Genomic DNA, 18,965 nt, shown 5'->3' with positions numbered 1-18,965 from the left:
TCCGAGCGCCCGCATTCGACCCACGGAATATTGACCCCCGATGAGGCCTATGCCAGCAAAACAGAACCAATGAGATTAGCAGCCTAAATCAATCCCTGATCCATCTTAAAAAGGCTGCAAGCTGGTCTAAAATGTAGGACCACCTCTGGGATGTTCGAGAAGCTGGAGCAGGACTTGCTGGCGGCTTAACTTTAGCCTTCACGCGCGCGTTCCTGCGGTCTTGCTCCGCCGTCGCATGCTATATGTTCGGTCAGGCGCTCTGTTCGGTCGGCAAGATCTATCCTATGCGCAAAGCCAAACAGATCGAAAATCGTCGCTTGCAATGTGTTTGCGAGGCGCTCCAGATCAGAGGTTCGAAAGATTCCTCCGACGTTTCGAGCCGCTTTGAACGCATCCTGCCGTATCTTTGCAGCCTCAAATAGGTCCAGTTCAGCCGCGCGCCCATTCGGCCAGCTTGCGCAGGGCGAACTCGTAGCCGCGGATTCCGAACCCTTCGATCTTCGCTGACGCGGCCTTGGACGGGTAGCTGAGGTGCCGGAACTCGTCGCGCCGGAACAGCGGCGAGATATGCACTTCGATGATCGGACGTTCGTAGATCAGCAACGCATCGAGGATCGCAATGGAGGTCGAGGTGAAGCCGGCGGGGTTCAGGATGAGGCCCGCTGTCGTCCCACGCCCTTTCTTGATCCATCCCATGATCTCGGCTTCGCTGTCGCTCTGGCGGAAGTCGATGGCGACGCCCTCGTCCTTGGCGATGCGCTGGCAGAGCGCCTCCACGTCGGCCAGGGTGTCGTAGCCGTAGACCTCGGGCTGGCGGGTGCCTAGCATGTCGAGGTTGGGGCCGTTGATGATCAGGATCGTGTCCATTGAAGTCTCCAAAAGGTCATCCGCCATAGCCATAAAGCCGCGGCAGCCAGAGCACGATGTCCGGCACCAAAGTGATTATTCCCAGTCCCGCGATCATGATGGCGAGAAAAGGCAGAAGGTGCCGGATCGTCTCGCGGATCGGTGATCGTGTGATCGAGGTCACGACGAAGAGCAGCAGGCCGTATGGCGGCGTCGCCAGCCCGATCATCGTGTTGACGACCACGATTACGCCGAAATGCACCGGGTCGATCCCGAGCGAAACGGCGGTGGGCAGGAAAATCGGGACGATCACGAGCAGGATCGCATTGGCCTCCAGCAGACAGCCCAGCAACAGCAGGATGACGTTGACCAGCAGCAAAAAGGTGATGCGCGTCAGTTCGGTATCGCCAAGCGCATCGCGGATCACGTTGGGCACCTGTTCGATCGTCACCACGTAATTGAAGGCAAGCGCCCCGGCGATGAGGAAACCGACAGCTGCCGTGGACTTGGCGGAGTTGCGCACGGTCTCGTAGGCGAGGCGCAGGCTGACCGACCTGTAGAACAGCGTCGACACGAGAAAGGCGTAGAGCGCGGCCAGCGCAGCGGCCTCCGTCGGGGTCGTGACACCACCATAAATTCCGACCAGAAGGATGACGGGCATCAGCAGGGCGGGCACCGCGCGCAGCGTGATGCCGGGCAACTCTCGCAGCGGTACGGGCTCTTCCACGGGGTAGTCGTGGATGCGAGCCTGCCAAGCGTTCATCGTCATCAGCAGGATGCCCAGGATCAGCCCCGGTGCCACACCCCCGAGGAACAGGAACCCGATCGAAGTGTCCGAGACGAGTGCATAGAGGACCATCGGGATCGATGGCGGGATGATCGGCCCGATGATCGCCGAGGCCGCCGTTATCGCCCCGGCATAGGCACCCGGGTATTTCCCGTCCTTGGTCATCAGGTTGATGATGATCCGACCCATGCCGACCGCATCCGCGATGGCGGAGCCGGACATGCCCGAGAAGATCAGCGAGGAGACGACGTTCACATGTCCCAATCCGCCGCGGAAGCGGCCCACGAGGGCGCGGCAGAAATCCAGCAGCTTGTCCGAAAGGGAGCCTACGTTCATCAGGTCGGCGGCGAAGATGAAGAGCGGGATCGCCAGCAGGACATAGGAGCCGTAGAGACCGGTCAGCATCTGCTCGAAGGCGATGGACATGTCCTGACCCTGCAGAAGCAGGTAGAACACCGAGGAGGCCAGCATCGCGTGCCCTATGGGCAGGCCGATGATGGCGGACAGGACGATCATGGCGACCGCAGCGCCGAATTCCCAGCTCATTCGGTGAAATCCTTGCGCCCGAGCTCGTCAACCGAACTTTGGCCGGTGTCGGTTCCGCGTGCTGCCCCCCATAAAATTCGCAGGTAACGCAGGATCGTCACGACGGAGAAGATTAAGGCGACAGAGTAAACCCAGCTGAAGGGGATATCGAGATAGGAGGTGTCCTGGATTTTCATGAAGGTCACGAAATCCCAGAGCGCCGGCAGCGACCAAGCGTAGATACCCACGAGCAGCAGGGAAAAGACGATGCGAAACCACCGTCTCACACCGGAGGAGACGCTCCCGTAGAGGATGTCGAAGCGGATCTCGTCCTGTTCTTCAGCGGAAACGGACTGGCCCCAGAGCAGGATCCAGAGCCATGCGATGACACAGACCTCGACGGTCCAGCCGACAGGGCTGTCCATGACGTAACGCATGAACACCTGGATGATGAAACAGACGAACATTACTGCCAGCAGGGTTGCAGGCACCGCATCCGCAAGGGTGCGAAGGATGTGGGTCGGTCTCGATGGCGAAGAAGACATGCGTGATCCTGTTGGCACCGAGCCTGCCGTCGAGGGCAGGCCCGGAACCGGTCAATGTGACGGGCTTATTCCGCCAGTGCGTTGATACGGTCGATCATGCCCTCCGGCCAGCTCGCGGCGAACTCGGACTCGAGATACTTCTGCTGGGCGTAATCGCGAAAGGCGATCCGGTCCGGCTCATAGACCCGCAGACCTTCGTCGCGGAAGAACTCGACCAACTCGGCCTCACGGTCGAGGTGGCGCTGGGTCGAGGTCGCGATGGCCGCGTCGACAGCCGTCTGCAGCGTCTCCTGCTGCTCGGGCGTGAACCCGTCCCAAAGCTCCTTGGAAATGCCGAGCACGTCGAAGCCAATGAGGTGACCGGTGAGCACGATCTGGCTCGTCACCTCGTAGAACTTCATGTTGTAATCGTTGGGCAGCGGGTTGTCCTGGCCGTCGATCGCGCCGGTTTGCAGGGCGGTATAGACCTCGGCATAGGCCAGCGGAGTCGGATTCGCGCCGATGGCTTCGCCGAGGAACTGCCAGGCATCGCCGCCGGGCATCCGCATGGTTATCCCGTTCAGATCCTCGGGCGTCTGCACGTCAATTTCCGGGGCCAGGTTCACTTGCCGCGTGCCGAAGTAGACAGGTGCGAGCACGTGGATCCCGGCATCGGCGGCCAGCGCCTTTAGCTCGTCGCCCACGTCGCTGTCGAAAGTGGCCTGAAGGTGCGCCGCGTCGCTGAACAAATAGGCCGAGGTCACGATCGACCATTCCGGGATCTGCTCCGCGATGGTCTGTGGCGCGATCAGGCCCATCTCGAGGTTGCCGCGCTGGATTGAGGTCATCTCGGAGCCCTGCGCGACCAGGGTCGCACCGTTGAACACCTGCATGTCGAACGTGCCCGAAACGGCTTCGGCGATCTCGGCGAAGGCTTCTGCACGAATGTCGTTGTCCGAGACCACCGAGGAAAGCCGCAGCGTCGGCATGTCCTGAGCCCAGACCGAGGCCGGCAAGGCAAAGGCGGTCGTGGTGGCGAGTGCAGCCGCGAGAGCGGTCCGGCGGGTGAGTGATGTCATTGGTTTCCTCCCTTTGACGTTCCACCGTTTTGGTGGATTGAAAATTTCTCCAGGATGAAAGAGTCATCCTGCAATTTGCACAGATCAGATCGCAGGCATCCCTTTCGGCCGTTGAAATCTTTTCTGCGCCGCGATCCGGAACGGCGCGTTGGGCGCGCCATAACCGGCATAGGCACCGCGCCGTTCCACGATTTCGAGGAACAGCTGCCCGGCGAAAGGTCGCGAGTAGAGCTGTAGGAATTCGCCTTTGTCGTCGGCATCGTAGAGGATGTTCTCGGCCCGCATCCTGGCAAGCACATCCGGCGCGATATCGAACCGGGCGGCCAGATCGTCGAAGTAGTTCTGGGACAGCGGCAGCGCCTCGAACCCCCGATCCCGCAATGCGGTCGCCGTTGCGAAGATATCGTCGGTCGCCAGTGCGATATGCTGGACCGATCCGCCGAACCCTTCGGTCAGGAAGGATCCGGCCAACGTGCGGTGGGTCTCTGCCCCGTTCAGGGTAATCCGGAACGACCCGTCAGGGGTCGAGATGGCCCTGCTGCGCACAAGCCCATCCGGATCGATCACGTCGACCATGGGCGCCTTCACCATGTCGAAAAGCGATGTGTAGAAAAGGGACCAAGACAGCATTTCGTCATATGTCATGGTCTGGGCGATATGGTCGACGCGGGTCAGGCCGACGCCGGGTGCCGTCTTGTCGTCGGACAGGAATTCGACATTCCAGACATTCGCCAGGTCCCCGTCGTCGATAAAGTGCATCACGCTGCCGCCGAGCCCGCGGATCGCCGGGATGGGCAATTCACCTGGACCGAGCGGCTGGGTGAACGGCTTAGCGCCGAGCGCAGTCGCGCGGGTGACTGTGTCTAATGCCGAACCAACATTGAGGCCGATATCGCAGACAGTGGTGCCGCGGGCATTCCATGCGCTGCCCGCATGCCCCTCGGTCTCGGCGTTCAGGATGACACGGACATCACCCTGCCGCCAAAGCTGGACCGACTTGGACTTGTGCCGCCCCGCCCGGCGGAAACCGAGCGTGTCGAGCAACGTCTCCAATTTGCTCAACTCTTGGCCTTGGGCGGCAAATTCGATGAACGCGGTATCGCGGACGGTGACGGGGCGCGGAAGCTGCGGTAATCCGGGTCCGGTATCCGGTTCTGAGTGACGCACATCGTCCATCAGAGCGACGATGGAGCGATGACCGTCCCGGGCGATGGTCTCGGGCGAGCCGCCCCGGAACTGGTCGTTGAAAATCTCTAGGCTGATCGGACCGTCGTAGCCGGTTGCCATCACGGCCTGCATGAAGGCGGTGACAGGCAGATCGCCCTCGCCCGGCATGTTCCGAAAATGCCGGGACCAGTACAGCAGGTCCATGTCGATTGCGGGTGCATCGGCAAGTTGCACGAAGAATATCTTGTCGCCGGGGATGCGGCGGATGCTGTCCGGGTCGATCCTTCGGGCCAGCGTGTGAAAACTGTCCAGCACAAGGCCCACATTGGGATGATCAGCCCGGCGGACGATCTCCCACGCGTCGCGGTGATCATTCACATGCCGCCCCCACGCCAGCGCCTCGTAGCCGACGCGTATGTCGCGTGCGGCGGCCCTCTCGCCCAATCCCGCGAAATCCTCTGCGGCGCGGTCGATGCCGCCCAGGGCGGCGGGATGACAGGACGAACACATCAGGATCAGGTCGCAACCCAACTCCTGCATCACGTCGAACTTGCGCTCCGCCCGATCGAAGGCTTTCGCCCGCATCGGGTTCGGCAAGCCTTCGAAGTCACGGAATGGCTGGAACAGCATGACCTGCAGCCCCGCGTTCCGGATGCGCTGACCGACTGCTTTCGGGCTGCGGATGTCGGCGATGAAATCCTGCTCGAATATCTCGATGCCGTCGAAGCCGGCAGCGGCGATGGCCTCGATCTTCTCTTCGAGTGTGCCCGAGATCGTTACTGTCGCGATTCCCGTCCGCACCCCGCTCATACCGCACCCATCGCGCGAAAGGTGGCGCGCATCCCGCATGGATCGGCACTGTGGCCGGTAAAGAGCTGGAAGGCCCGCACGGCCTGGAATACCGCCATGCCCTCCCCGTTCAGAGTGCGGCACCCGAGGGCAGAGGCCGTACGGAGAAGTTCGGTCTCGAGCGGAAAATAGATGATATCCGCGACCCAGTGCCGGGCTTCCAGAAGAGTTTGAGCGATCGGCGTGCCCGGCATCTTTGCCATGCCGACCGGTGTTGCGTTGACGATGCCCGATGCGCCTGCGGCGGCTTCGGCCAAGTCCCGGGCGGGTTCGGCGACGGCGATTCCTTTCGCCAGGGACAAGGCCGCGCCGCCCCGCGTGTCATGGATCCGGAGGCGCGCCGCGCCCATGTCGGCCATCGCATGTGCCAGGGCCGCCCCGGCACCGCCCGCGCCGATCAAAAGGACATCGTCCAGCTCGACACCGGGCAGACCGGTCCTCAGGCTTTCCTTGAAGCCCCAGAAATCGGTGTTGTGGCCGAACCGCAACCCATCGCGGAACACCACGGTGTTGACTGCGCCGACACGCTTTGCGGCGTCCGAAAGGTGGTGAACATGCGCAATGACGTCCTGCTTGTAGGGATAGGTTATGTTGAGCCCGGCAAAGCCCTCCGCCTCGGCACGCGACAAGATTTCCGGCAGGTCGTGCACCGGGTCTACATCCCTGTCGATCAGCTCGTAACGACAGGTCATGCCCAATGTCGCGGCCTCGGCTTCGTGCATGGCGGGTGTACGCGACAGCCGGATACCGCGCCCGACCAGACCCATCCGGAAAGAGCCTGCAGAGGCGGTTGTCAGCTTTGCCGAGGGTTCGGATTGCATCTTTCGTGGCCTCCCAACCACGCATTGGGAGAAAATGTTCCACGCGGTACAATTCGTCAAGACATAATGTACCGCACGGTCCATTTTGTTTCCGGCAGACCTTCTTTATATGTGCTGACATGGGTACGACGACGGATGCAGAACGGCGCGGTTGGACGCAGAATCCCGAAGCGGTAAAGCAGGACATCCTGACTGTTGCGCTCTCGGAGTTCGCGGAAAACGGGTTTTCCGGGGCCCGCGTGGACACGATCGCCTCCCGAACCCAGACCTCCAAGCGAATGATCTATTATTATTTCGGCGACAAGCTGGGCCTCTACACCCGGGCGCTGGAGGCTGCCTATCTCAAAGTGCGCGAGGGCGAAGCTCAGCTCGACCTCGATCATCTCGCGCCTCAGGACGCGCTAGCCCGGCTGGTGTCGTTTACCTTCGATCACCACCGGGCAAATCCCGACTTCATCCGAATGGTGATGATCGAGAACATCCACAAGGCAAAGCACCTGATCGCGAGCCAAGTGATCCGCGATCTCAACGTGGCCGCCATCGACAAGTTGACCGAGATCTGTCGGCGCGGGCAGGATGCCGGAGTGTTCCGCGAGGCGCTCGATCCGGTCGCGCTACATTGGCAAATAAGCGCAGCGAGTTTCTTCAACGTTTCGAACCGGCCGACCTTCTCCGCGATTTTTGGCGATGAGCTGTTTGAAGATATCGGCCAGCAAACTATCCGCCGGCAAACGGTCGCCGCCATCCTGTCAATCGCATGCAAGCCGGAAACCAATTTTCCCGAACATGAGTGAGGTGCTTGTGGCGGCTGACCGCTTTGCGGTTTGCCTGAAAGGTACACACTGATGTCTCCTCGATGGGGTTATCCGAGGGTGAGCTGTTGAAGTTAATTCAAGTTGCGGAGCGGTTTCAATGATTGCTCCTTCAAACACCTACAAGATTTTCCTTGCCACCGCGCCGATAGATTTCCGCAAGGGGATGGATGGGCTATCCGGAGACGGGTCTTGGTATCCCGAACTTCTGTCGCCGTTGCAGATCACCGCGGCAGACGAGACGGCAACTATCGGCGCCAAGCGATATTGCGCTCTCGAAGACAAGCAGGCTCTCAATTCCAGTCTTCGGCATGAAGACCAAGCTTGCGAATGCGGGAGTAGAGCGTAGTCGGCCGCATACCGAGCAATTCCGCGGCGCCTCCGGGGCCCGATACTTTGCCACCGGTTTCGCGCAGGCAGGCAATCGTATTCGCGGTGCGGATCTGCTCCACGTCGGCTTCGGTCATCAGGGTCGCGACGCTGCGCACGGCCGGCGATGCCGCCGGCCGGATATCGACCTGCAACTTGTCGCCGCGCGACACGATCGCGGCGCGTTCCACCACGTTCGCCAGTTCCCGCACGTTCCCCGGCCAGTCGTACCTTTGCAGATCGCGCATGATGCCTTCGGTGATCACGGGCACCTTTATGCCCAGACGCTTGCAGGCGAGGCGCAGCAGGTGTGCCGTCAGCAGCGGGATATCATCGACCCGCTCTCTGAGCGGCGTGCATTGAATCGGAAAGATGTTGAGGAAGAACACGAGGTCCTGTCGCACGCGCCCGGCCTGGACCTCGCGCTCGAGATTCCGGCTGGTCGAGGCGACGACGCGCAGGTCCAGTTCGCGCGCCCGCGTGTCGCCCATGCGGGTCACGCGCCCGCTTTGCAGAGCCTCGAGCAGCATGCCCTGCTGCTCCAGCGGGATCTCGGCGAATTCATCCAGGAACAGCGTGCCGCCATGGGCCAGTTCCAGCTTGCCGGGCTTGTCGCGCAAGGCGGCGGTAAAGGCGCCGCGAACATGGCCGAAAAGTTCGCTTTCGATCATGTCCGGCGTCACCGATCCGCATTTGAAGTGGATCAGGGGCCGCCGACGACGATCGCTGTCGGCATGGATGGCCGAGGCGACCATCGCCTTGCCCGTGCCGCTTTCGCCCGAGATCAAAACGTTGGCATTGGTGCGGGACACCATCTCGATCCGGGCGAGGATCTGCCGGATCGACGGCGAACGGCCGATGATGTCGTGATGCGCCCGCTCGATGTTGATCGCCTCTTGGAGATAGGCGTTTTCCTGTTCGAGCTTGTCGCGCAGCGCCGCCACCTCTTCCATCGCCTCGCGCAGCTTGCGTTCGTTTTCCCAGCGCTCGGTGATGTCGCGAAAGATCACCACGGCCCCGGCCAGAACCTTGCCCTCGTAGATCGGGGTCGAGACGTATTCGACGCGGATCGGCTTGCCGTCCTTGCGCCAGAACACCTCGTCCTCGATTCGGTTGACCTCTTCGAACCGGAAGGACTGATAGATCGGGCATTCCTGCGACGGGTAAACGTCGCCGTTCAGGTGGTGGTGGTGAATTTTGGAGTGGATGTCCTGACCCAGAAGGTCGTCCGAGGTCCAGCCCAGCATCTCTTGCGCGGCGCGGTTGACGAAGGTGGTCTTGCCGTCGGCGTTCACGCCGTAGATGCCTTCGCCCGCCGCGTTGAGGATCAGCTGGTTCTGCTGTTCAAGTTCGGAGAAGAACGACTGCGCCCGCTGCCATTCCCGCAGACCGCCACCGTAAAGCTTTGCCGCGCGCGCTGCTTCGGCTCGTGCGTCGAGCTCCGCCAGATCGGTGATCTGCAGGAGGAGCGCCTTCGATCTCTCCAGCGTGACCACCTTGCCGTTCAGTTCGCATTCCAGCGCCGAACCATTACGCGCCGTGATGGGAATGCGCCGTGTCCACGCCCCGCCCCGGTGCAGGACCTCGTCGACGAACACGATGAGCTGGCCCAGCTGCCCCGGCACGAATTCCGAGAAACGCGTCCCTTCCAGACGGGAATCGCGCAGAAGATCGCCTGCGGCAGCGGTGGCCGCCAGAATGCGATCATTCGAGAGATCGATCACCAGTGTCGCGCCGAATGCACCCGCCACCAGAGAATCGACCGAGGGAACAGCGCCGGTCATGGCTCCGAAAAAAGCGCAGCACCCAGTGCAAGGCAATACGAAAAATCATAATTTACGTAAATTCATAAGTTATGTTTGGGCTATCATAAGATCAAATATCTGATTCAAATTGATATTTTTGTTTTATCGAAACATGCGCCTTCCCCTGTTGCCCCCCTCTTCGCTTGCGCAAGATCGAAGCAGCAACAGGGGAGACACACATGACACTCAAGAGCCTCGGAAATCCCTTTTCCGCAAAGACCGACCTGCGGCACGGCGCCGATTGCGGCTGCAAAAGCTGCGCCACCCGAGCCGCGGATGCGGATACGGGCGCAGAGATCACCACCTCCGAACAGATGATGGAGCGCGCCGTCGAAAGCGCCATCGTCCGATCCGTCTTTGGCCAGAGCGACATCGGCCGCCGGTCCTTCATGGGGATGATGGGCGGCAGCACGGTCGCCGCCGCGCTCGCCTCGGTTTTCCCGATGGACCAGGCAAAGGCCGCAATCCTCGACAACCTCGGGCCGCCGGAAAAGACCGATCTCAACATCGGCTTCGTGCCGATCACCTGTGCCACGCCGATCATCATGGCGCAGCCGCTTGGCTTCTACGAAAAATACGGGCTGAACGCGCAGGTCATCAAGACCGCCGGCTGGGCCGTGGCGCGCGACAAGTCGCTGTCGGGGGAATACGACGCGTCGCACATGCTGACGCCGATGCCGCTGGCCATGACGCTGGGCGCCGGATCGGTGGCCGAGCCGTACATCATGCCCGCCGTCGAGAACATCAATGGTCAGGCCATCGTCCTGGGCAACCAGCACAAGGACAAACGCGACCCCGCGCAGTGGAAGGGCTTCACCTTCGGCGTGCCGTTCGAATATTCAATGCACAACTTCCTGCTGCGCTACTACGTCGCCGAATTCGGCCTCGACCCGGATGTCGACATCCAGATCCGCGTGGTGCCGCCGCCCGAAATGGTCGCCAACCTGCGCGCCGGAAACCTTGATGGTTACCTGTCGCCCGACCCGTTCAACCAGCGCGCGGTCTACGAGGGAATCGGGTTCATCCACATCCTGACCAAGGAGATCTGGGAGGGCCACCCCTGCTGCGCCTTCGCCGCGCCGCTGTCCTTCGCCACAGAGCTACCCAACACCTACGGCGCTTTGCTCAAGTCGATCATCGACGCGACGCAATACGCCTCGAACCCGGACAATCGCAAGGAAATCTCGGAAGCGATCGCGCCCACCAACTACCTCAACCAGCCGGTGACCGTGATCGAACAGGTCCTGACCGGAACCTATGCCGACGGCCTGGGCGAGGTGAAGCAGGTGCCCGACCGGATCGACTTCGACCCGTTCCCCTGGCACTCGATGGGGGTCTGGATCCTGACCCAGATGAAGCGCTGGGGCTATATCGAGAACGACATCGACTACAAGGCCGTGGCCGAACAGGTCTACCTCGCGGCGGATTGCAAGAAGGTGATGAACGACCTCGGCTACGACGCGCCGGACATCACCTACAAGTCGCACATGATCATGGGCAAGAGCTTCGATCCCGAAACGCCCGAAGCCTATGTCGACAGCTTCGCGATCAAGAAGGGGTAAGGCATGGCTGGTCTGAGCCTCAACCAACGCGCCGCTGTCTTGTCCATCGTCCTGCTGGCGGTCGGCCTCCTGATCTGGGAGGCCGCCATCCCGGCGCAAAAGGCCGTGGGCGAGTTGACCGAATACGAACGCCTGACCGGCGGCGGCGCGCCCAAGGCGGGTGTGCCCGCCCCGAGCCAGGTCATTGCCAAGGCGTGGGAAGAGCTGAGCAATCCTTTCTACGACGCCGGGCCCAACGACAAGGGCATCGGCATCCAGATCGGCTATTCGATCTACCGCGTCCTGTCGGGCTACCTGCTGGCCGCCATTGTGGCGATCCCGCTCGGGTTTCTCATCGGGATGAGCCAGACGGCGTTCAAGGCGCTCAACCCGTTTATCCAGGTGCTGCGTCCGATCTCGCCGCTGGCCTGGATGCCGCTGGCGCTGTTCATCATCCAGGATTCCGAAGCCTCGGCGATCTTCGTCATCTTCATCTGCTCGATCTGGCCGATGCTGATCAACACCGCCTTTGGCGTCGCTGGGGTCAGGCAGGACTGGGTCAACGTGGCGCGCACCCATGAGCTTGGGAACTTGCGCACCGCCTTTACCGTCATCCTGCCCGCCGCGGCGCCGACCATCGTGACCGGCATGCGCATCTCTATCGGGATCGCCTGGCTGGTGATCGTCGCGGCCGAGATGCTCGTTGGGGGCACCGGCATCGGCTACTACGTCTGGAACGAGTGGAACAACCTCGACCTCACCTCGGTCGTGTTCTCGATCCTGATGATCGGCGTCGTCGGCATGCTGCTGGATTCAGCCTTTGGCATCCTGCAGCGCGCCGTGGCCTACGTGGAATAAGGAAAGAGCAGATGTCCAAACCGTTTCTCAGCGTCGAGAACCTGACGCAGATCTATCCCGACGGCCAGGGCGGAGACCTGACCGTGTTCGAGGACGCCACCTTCGGCGTCGAAAAGGGTGAATTCGTCGTGATCCTCGGCCATTCCGGCTGCGGCAAGTCGACGATCATGAACATCCTCGCGGGCCTCGCCGACCCGACCAGCGGCGTGGTCAAGATGGACGGCTTCGAAGTTTCCGGCCCCAGCCTCGACCGTGGCGTGGTGTTCCAGAACTATTCGCTGCTGCCTTGGCTTTCGACCCTCAAGAACGTAACCTTCGGCGTCGCCGCGCGCCATCCGGAATGGACCAAGGCGCAGGTTATCGAGCATTCGAAAAAGTACCTCGCCATGGTCGGGCTCGAGGGCGACGTGGTCTACCGCAAACCCTCTCAACTGTCGGGCGGGATGCGGCAGCGCGTCTCCATCGCGCGGGCCTTCGCCAACCACCCCAAGCTTCTGCTGCTCGATGAACCCTTCGGTGCGCTCGATGCGCTGACGCGGGGCACGATCCAGGACGAGCTTCTCAAGATCTGGGGCGGCACCGAACAGACCGTGTTCATGATCACCCATGACATCGACGAGGCGATCCTGCTCGCCGACCGCATCCTGCTGATGTCCAACGGCCCCTTCGCCCGCGTGGCGGAATCGGTCGAGATCACCATACCGCGGCCCCGGAACCGCACGGATATCGTCGAGCACCCCAACTACTACGCGATCCGCAACCATCTCGTGCATTTCCTCGGCCAGCGCTCGAAGGAAATCTCGGGCAAGGCCGAGGGTTCGGACACGAACCGTCCCGAAACCGTGCACATCGACAAGACCGCACTGGCGGCCGACGGGCCCGGCGATGCGCCGCGTCGGCTGCGCGCGGTCAACACCTGAGCATCGCCCACAGAGATCAAGGAGAGGAGCAACAATGATGAAAGACCAATTTGCCATGACCGAGATGACCAAAGAAGACGTGACCGCCATGATCCTGTCGGCCAAGAAGCAGGCCGGCCTGACCTGGGAAGGCATCGCCGAAAAGATCGACATGTCCCCGGTCTGGACCCATTCCGCCTGCATGGGCATGAACGCCTTCCCGCCCGCCAAGGCCGAGGCGCTGACCAAGGCGCTGGGATTACCGCAGGAAGCCGCGAGCGTGCTGGCCGAAAGCCCGACGAAGATCTGGGAACAAACGGTGCCGACCGATCCCTGCATCTACCGGTTTTACGAGATCGTCGGCGTCTACGGCCCGACGCTCAAGGCGCTGATCCAGGAGAAATTCGGCGATGGCATCATGTCCGCCATCGACTTCGACATGCAGGTAACGCGGGTCGAGCATCCCAAGGGCGACCGCGTGAAGGTCGAAATGTCCGGCAAGTACCTTGGCTACAACAGCTGGTAACGGGGGTCACCGGAGGCAGGGGCTCTGCGTCCCGGCCTCCGTTCGCCGATTGATCTCATTGTGCTGTATCGGCGGCACCGTACCGGCCACGGCCTAACTGACGTAAGGCAGGAAACACAACGATGACCCGCCCCCCTGTCCCGCCCTTCACTCACGAAGACGCCGTGCAAAAGGTGCGCATGGCCGAAAACGCTTGGAACACGCGAGATCCGGTCAAGGTGGCGCAAGCTTACACACCGGAGACCCGCTGGCGGAACCGATCCGAATTTCTGAATGGCCGAGACGAGGTTGAAGCCTTCCTGACACGCAAGTGGCAGACCGAAAACGGGTACCGCCTGATCAAGGAAATCTGGGCACATGGCGACAGCAGGATCGCCGTACGCTTCTGCTATGAATATCACGACGCCGACGGTAACTGGTTCCGTGCGCACGGCAACGAAAACTGGGAATTCGATGCCGAAGGGTACATGGCGGTGCGGCACGCGTCGATCAACGACGTGCCCATTGCCGAAAGCGAAAGGCTCTTTCACTGGCCGCACGGACCCCGACCGGAAGACCATCCCGGCTTGACCGAGCTTGGCCTTTAGACCCGGCACGCACAGCCACGCGGCGGTTTGACCGCAACCCAGGACACTAGATCGGTGCCTTCATCGCCCTGATCGTGGCGATGTCCAACGTGTTCTTCCTGAACATCAGCGCACCGTTCTGGGCTCTGGTCGCCGGGGCAGCAGTTTCGGTGTTGAACGAAAAGGTGACGCGGTCATCTGCGACGGAGAGCGCGGGGTCGTAGGATAGCGGCCTGAGCCTGCCAGCAGAAACTTGGGAGAGGGGGCATGCGCCACATCGCCCCCGCTTTCTGATCGCTCCCAATTTCCTTTTGACTGGAAACGAAAGCCACCTGTGGTCGCTACGCAAATGCAAATCGTTAACTTTGGACGGATTGAAAATCCTCGTGTCGGTGGTTCGATTCCGCCCCCGTGCACCATAGAAAACAAATGAAAACAATAACTTGAGACCTTTCTCCATTGAGAGCACGTGGACCAGTTGTGCTTGGGTATCATTTGGGTAGCACTTTAGACGGCCTGAGCCGCACTTAGGTTGCGTCCTGCCCTTTTGTGCAGTCTCGATCGTAAAATCCCACCAAGCTCACCTACGACCACCTCTGCGCGCCTCAGATATCATCCTCGCTGTGAGGGTCGGCCGACAGACGCTTCAGCTGCCGTGCGACAGTGTCGGGGCGCCAGTGGCCTCCCCGGGTCGTACGCAATCCCTGTTCGTTCGCACGGTCGGCGATCATCTTGTTGGTGACGCGGTCTGTCCCAGCCTGCAGTTCATCTCGGATTCTATGCAATTCATGTGCCTTGGCGTCAGCAGCGCTGCGCCGCACTTTCTTAGACACGACGCTAGCGGACGCAGTCTGAAGCTGGCGCACGATGTGCGGCCGTTTGACCTCTCTTGGCGCAAGCTGGAAACGAGGATTTAGGGCGCCGGACATCAGCAAATCTATCGTCTCACGCGTCAGATCGGACAGCGGACTTATTTGCCGCACGCCGAACAGCTTCGATGAATAGAGCTCCAGGTCGGCCAGCAGACGATCCCTTGCCTCCCGGTTCGGACATGCTCGCCAAAGCCGACTGAGGCCATCCATGATCAGAAAGTGGCCCTCGGAGACTCGCGTTAACGCACGCTCGAGCTTCGGCAGCGAGGAAAGGCCACGCACCTTGCGCGCGTAGTCAAAGTAATAGTTGGTCTTGCCTCCCTCCTGCTCCTCGGTGCGCGACTGCACCTTGCGAACGAATATCCGTATGTTGGCGACTTGCTGACGGACTGCCGGATGGTCTTCCGTGACCTCCCTTCGGCCATGGGTTGCGATCAGATATGCGGAGACGGCTTTGTTCATGGCATTTGCGTAGTAGCTATACCCCCGAAACGAAAACCAAAACTCGGCAGCGATACGTCAGGGAAGCGTCGGGGCCGCCCTTGCAGACGCCCAAGCCATTATAAATCTTGAGAATTTCGTTAATCCAGCCACTTTACCCCCCGACGGACGCGAAGATGCGGCGTCGGCGGCGCACCGAGCAGGACGAAAAGGTCATCCCGACCAAAGACGAGATTCGCATCATCATCGAAAATGCACCGGAGACGCACCGCGCCATGTTCATCGTGGCGATCTTCACCGGGATGCGGATCTCGGAACTCCGCAGTTTAACATGGGACGCCGTCGATCTCGACCGCGGTGTGATCCAGGTGCGGCAGCGGGCCGACGAGACCTGCGAGATCGGCAAGCCCAAAAGCCGGGCGGGCTACCGCGACATCCCGATGGCGCCCAAGGTCAAGAGCGCACTGACCGAGTGGCAGGCAGAAGGCCCTGCCTCCCCGCAAAACCTCGTGTTCCCGAACGGTGCTGGCAAGGTCCAGAACTACGCCAACATCTACAACCGCGTGTTTCGTCCGATTCTGATCGCGAACGGAGTCGTCGATGCTGACGGCAAACCGAAGTTCGCCATCCACGCGTTGCGTCACGCAGCGGCATCGCTTTTCATCGAGCAGGGCTGGAACCCCAAGAAGATCCAGACCCTACTCGGTCATGCGTCGATCACCATGACGATGGTCGTTTACGGTCATCTGTTCGAAAACGCCGAGCAGGATGCCGGGATGTTCGAGAAGCTGGAGCAGGATTTGCTGGCGGCTTGACCAGTATATTCGTTATTAGGTGGTGAGAAATGTCTCTCTAATTCGCTTTAACGTTAGGATACTATATTTTCGCGCATCATTTCTCGCAGATGTACGCCCAGCAAGACCATTCCCGGCCACAACATGTAGGCTTCGATCTCGATGTTCTCGCCGAAGGACAGCAGAACAAGCGTCATCAGGATGCCCATGGGCAGCCGTCCGCGCGGATGGCGCGCGGCGTCGACCATCACGACCAATGTATGCAACGCAAGCGGGACCAGCAGCGCCGCGAACCCGACCAGACCTTTTACGAACAGCAAACCGTACCAGGTGTGATGCGATCCGATCGGCATGTATTCCACCGCGTGGGATCCGGGATGGACCGTGCCGTGACCGAACCAGACGGCCTCGTTCTGCCAGCGCTCCGAGGCGATGCGTTGCAACGTTTCGCGGACGCGGGTGCTGTCGGCGCGCGCGCTCTTGAAGGTCGAAATTGCATCCTGCACCAAGGCCGCGAGGGCCGTGCCCAGCACAGCCAAAGAAGCCGTGAGCGCCGCCGTGGCCTGCCAGGCCCAGCCCCGCAGGATCAGCGGCATCAGGCGCGGCGTGATCGTGCAGGCGACAAGCCCAACAAGCCCCATGCGCGACTTTGATGCGAGGATCATCAGGAGACCCGCGCCAAGGCCCGCCAGCATCCATTTCCGGTCCTTTTCCTCCAGCGCAAAGAGCACCATGACGACGCCCAGCAGGGCGGCAAAGGGCGACCATGGGGCGTAGAATTGCCACCGCGGTGTCCAGCTTGCCGGATCGAAGGTAAAGAGGAAGACGCTGAAATATTCCGGTCCCGGCCCGCCGATGGCCTTGAGCGGCGAGGTAAATATGCGTTCCGGCAAACCGAGGTAGGGCGCCGCCAGCAGCAAGGGGGCCAGCGCCAGCGTCCATGCACCGATAACGCACTGGCCGCGGATCAGGATGGCCCGGCGGATCGGCAGAACCGCTCCCGCCAGCGGAAAGAGCGCGAGCAGCGCCCAGCCCTTCGCCCAGCCGATGGACGATTTGATCGTCTGCTTGAGGCCGAGCCCCCAGTCCAGATGCCCGACCCAAAGCGCCACCAGCATCATACACATGCCAGCGATCCAGAGCCAGACCAGCCCGGGTACCGGCCCGGTCGCGCGCAGGTCGAGGCGCACCGCCGGGCCCAGATACAGCACCAGCGCGGCGAGCCCGCCCAGCAGCCACGCAAGGACCGGGCCGACTACGTATAGCGCGCCGACGGCATAGAACGGCCAGGTCCAGACCATGGTCTTGTAGACCATGCGCTCGGCTGGATTCTGCGGGATCATGTCGCCGCTTTCGGTGCTTTGATCAGCCGCCCGATCACGGCAGAGCGCATCCATCCAAGCAGGAGACCCAACAGCATCATAACCGTCGCGGCCCCGCCCGCCGCGACGGCAAGCTTGCGGTTCGGCGACGACGGACGATCCGGCAGCGACGGGTTTTCCAGCACCTGCACCAGGGGATAGGACGCGTAGACGTCGGATTTGGTCGACTGGGTGCGCGCGATGGCGCTGGCAAAGACCGCCTCGGCCACGGTGAAGTCGCGCTGCAAGTCCTGCAATCGGGCGGCGGGCGCGGCCAGCACCTGCTGCATGGCGCGTTCGTCCGCCAGCCGCGCCGACATTGTCTGGTGTTCGCTTGCGGTACCGGCGCGCGTTGCATCCATGCGCACAAGCTGTGCCAGCAGATCGGCACGGGCGCCCTCGGGGGCCAGATCGAGCGTCTCGAGCTTCTCCGGCGCAAAGCCGGTCACCGTCTGCGCCCGGCGCAGGGCCGCTTCGCCCGCCTTTGCGTTGGCAGCGCGTGCGGCCTGCACCTTGGGGTGGCCCTCTCCGAATTGCGAACGCGCCTCGGCAAGGCTTGCGGCATGGAGCGCGGACTCTTCGGTCAGCGCAATGTATTCGGCATCGGCGAAAAGCTTGAGCGTCGCCGCCGCGGCACCTGCCGGAACGCCAAGGCTGACCTCCAGCGCGGCCACGCTGCGGGATTTTTCGGCCAGTGTCGCGGCAAGATCCTGCACGCGGCTCTCCAGCAACCGGGTCGCGTCGACGATTGCGTCGTATTGATCGACGGACACCAGCCCGGTCTCTGCCTGCAACCGCGCGATGTCGGCGCGGGTCGCAGCGACCGAGTTGCGGTAATCCTCGATCGCGGCCAGCCCGCTGTCCTCGCGCGTGGCCTGTTCGTCGGCCCGCAGCGCGTCGAGTTCGGCAAAGAAGGCTGCAAGCAGCGCCTCGCCGCGGGCTTGCGCCTCTTCGGCGGTGCCGCCGGTGATCTCGAGATGGATGAGGCTGGTCTGGTCCACCAGGTCGATCCGGGGCTTACCGAACTCCGCCCGGCTCACCCCCAGCGACCGTGCCGCCGCTTCTAGGATGCGATCCGCGCCGATCAGGCGCTTGTAGGTTTCGGTCGGGCTGACGGAATTGCTGGAAAACGCAGAGTTGGCGTAGGACGAAGCCTGCCCGATGCCATTGAGGTTCATCGACGCCGAGGCGCCCGACCCAGGCAGGATCAGCGAGGTGCCGGATTTGAACGCCAGCGGCGCAGTGCGCAGGTAGCCGGTGATCGGTGCCCAGATCAGAGTTCCGCCGACCAGGGCAAACGCCAGGTAGCGCGGAAAACGGCCGAGGTCGCCGATCCGCCCGCCGACGAGGATGCGGCGGAGCGACAGGCGGCGCGGACGAGGGGCCAGATTGGTGCGGGGCAGAAAGGTCTCTTGCAGGGTCATCAAGCATCTCCTTTGCCCGTACCCTTACCGTGACGCGCGCCATCCCGCCCGTGCGCGCATGGCGAGACCGGCGGCGCATCTGCCTCAAAGACCTATCCG

17 protein-coding genes are annotated in these 18,965 nt (G+C 61.9%); 7 read left to right on the top strand and 10 right to left on the bottom strand.

The genetic code is table 11. The features are described 5' to 3' along the window. Positions 1-429: 429 nt before the first annotated feature. The 6 genes from DU478_RS12550 to DU478_RS12525 form a co-directional block, all read right to left on the bottom strand. Positions 430-867 (bottom strand): type II 3-dehydroquinate dehydratase, encoded by a 438-nt coding sequence (locus DU478_RS12550; protein WP_114511304.1) that lies wholly within the window; start codon positions 865-867, stop codon positions 430-432. 16 nt (positions 868-883) lie between these two features. Continuing rightward, complete coding sequence (locus DU478_RS12545) at positions 884-2,179, bottom strand: TRAP transporter large permease (protein WP_114511303.1); 1,296 nt, start codon at positions 2,177-2,179, stop codon at positions 884-886. Further along, positions 2,176-2,703 carry a TRAP transporter small permease gene (locus DU478_RS12540; RefSeq protein WP_114511302.1) on the bottom strand — a complete coding sequence of 176 codons (528 nt, stop codon included), beginning with the start codon at positions 2,701-2,703 and terminating at the stop codon, positions 2,176-2,178. The genes DU478_RS12545 and DU478_RS12540 overlap by 4 nt, the downstream gene beginning before the upstream one ends. Positions 2,704-2,768: 65 nt before the next feature. After that, a complete protein-coding gene (gene dctP / locus DU478_RS12535) occupies positions 2,769-3,761 on the bottom strand; it encodes a TRAP transporter substrate-binding protein DctP (RefSeq protein WP_114511301.1) in 993 nt (330 codons plus the stop codon). A gap of 84 nt (positions 3,762-3,845) precedes the next feature. Next, positions 3,846-5,729, bottom strand: a complete 1,884-nt coding sequence (locus DU478_RS12530) for a bifunctional sugar phosphate isomerase/epimerase/4-hydroxyphenylpyruvate dioxygenase family protein (RefSeq protein WP_114511319.1) — start codon at positions 5,727-5,729, stop codon at positions 3,846-3,848. Positions 5,730-5,734: 5 nt separating this feature from the next. Beyond that, positions 5,735-6,598, bottom strand: coding sequence for a shikimate dehydrogenase (locus DU478_RS12525; protein WP_114511300.1), 864 nt, complete (start codon positions 6,596-6,598; stop codon positions 5,735-5,737). A gap of 119 nt (positions 6,599-6,717) precedes the next feature. On the opposite strand from DU478_RS12525, the gene DU478_RS12520 reads away from it, so the two are divergent. Then, positions 6,718-7,392 carry a TetR/AcrR family transcriptional regulator gene (locus DU478_RS12520; protein WP_114511299.1) on the top strand — a complete coding sequence of 225 codons (675 nt, stop codon included), beginning with the start codon at positions 6,718-6,720 and terminating at the stop codon, positions 7,390-7,392. Positions 7,393-7,703: 311 nt separating this feature from the next. On the opposite strand, the gene DU478_RS12515 is transcribed toward DU478_RS12520, so the two are convergent. Next, complete coding sequence (locus DU478_RS12515) at positions 7,704-9,563, bottom strand: sigma 54-interacting transcriptional regulator (protein ID WP_114511298.1); 1,860 nt, start codon at positions 9,561-9,563, stop codon at positions 7,704-7,706. Between the two features lie 200 nt (positions 9,564-9,763). Between DU478_RS12515 and DU478_RS12510 the strand changes: the two genes are divergently transcribed. The 5 genes from DU478_RS12510 to DU478_RS12490 all read left to right on the top strand — a co-directional run bounded on the left by DU478_RS12510 (position 9,764) and on the right by DU478_RS12490 (position 13,995). Beyond that, the gene (locus DU478_RS12510) at positions 9,764-11,146 is read left to right on the top strand and encodes a CmpA/NrtA family ABC transporter substrate-binding protein (protein WP_114511297.1); all 1,383 of its coding nucleotides are present in this window, start codon (positions 9,764-9,766) and stop codon (positions 11,144-11,146) included. A gap of 3 nt (positions 11,147-11,149) precedes the next feature. After that, a complete protein-coding gene (gene ntrB / locus DU478_RS12505; protein ID WP_114511296.1) occupies positions 11,150-11,983 on the top strand; it encodes a nitrate ABC transporter permease in 834 nt (277 codons plus the stop codon). An 11-nt stretch (positions 11,984-11,994) separates the two neighbouring features. Further along, on the top strand, positions 11,995-12,903 hold the full coding sequence (locus DU478_RS12500; RefSeq protein WP_114511295.1) for an ABC transporter ATP-binding protein: 909 nt from the start codon (positions 11,995-11,997) through the stop codon (positions 12,901-12,903). 37 nt (positions 12,904-12,940) lie between these two features. Continuing rightward, complete coding sequence (gene cynS / locus DU478_RS12495) at positions 12,941-13,408, top strand: cyanase (protein WP_233501222.1); 468 nt, start codon at positions 12,941-12,943, stop codon at positions 13,406-13,408. Positions 13,409-13,530: 122 nt separating this feature from the next. Then, positions 13,531-13,995: a nuclear transport factor 2 family protein gene (locus DU478_RS12490; RefSeq protein ID WP_114511294.1), complete on the top strand. Its 465-nt coding sequence runs from the start codon at positions 13,531-13,533 to the stop codon at positions 13,993-13,995. A 584-nt stretch (positions 13,996-14,579) separates the two neighbouring features. Here the strand turns inward: DU478_RS12490 and DU478_RS12480 are convergent. Further along, positions 14,580-15,308, bottom strand: a complete 729-nt coding sequence (locus DU478_RS12480) for a hypothetical protein (protein WP_114511292.1) — start codon at positions 15,306-15,308, stop codon at positions 14,580-14,582. A gap of 155 nt (positions 15,309-15,463) precedes the next feature. Here DU478_RS12480 and DU478_RS12475 point away from each other — a divergent pair, with 155 nt between their 5' ends. After that, positions 15,464-16,102, top strand: a complete 639-nt coding sequence (locus DU478_RS12475; protein WP_114511291.1) for a tyrosine-type recombinase/integrase — start codon at positions 15,464-15,466, stop codon at positions 16,100-16,102. Between the two features lie 53 nt (positions 16,103-16,155). Here DU478_RS12475 and DU478_RS12470 read toward each other — a convergent pair whose 3' ends face one another. Further along, complete coding sequence (locus DU478_RS12470; RefSeq protein WP_114511290.1) at positions 16,156-17,424, bottom strand: O-antigen ligase domain-containing protein; 1,269 nt, start codon at positions 17,422-17,424, stop codon at positions 16,156-16,158. Then, positions 17,421-18,866, bottom strand: coding sequence for a GumC domain-containing protein (locus tag DU478_RS12465; RefSeq protein ID WP_114511289.1), 1,446 nt, complete (start codon positions 18,864-18,866; stop codon positions 17,421-17,423). The genes DU478_RS12470 and DU478_RS12465 overlap by 4 nt, the downstream gene beginning before the upstream one ends. Positions 18,867-18,965: the final 99 nt, after the last annotated feature.

The organism is Thalassococcus profundi (genome assembly GCF_003344785.1).
Taxonomy (GTDB): Bacteria; Pseudomonadota; Alphaproteobacteria; order Rhodobacterales; family Rhodobacteraceae; genus Puniceibacterium; species Puniceibacterium profundi.
Note: the sequence above shows the minus strand (reverse complement) of the source record. Positions and strands in the feature narration are given on the sequence as shown.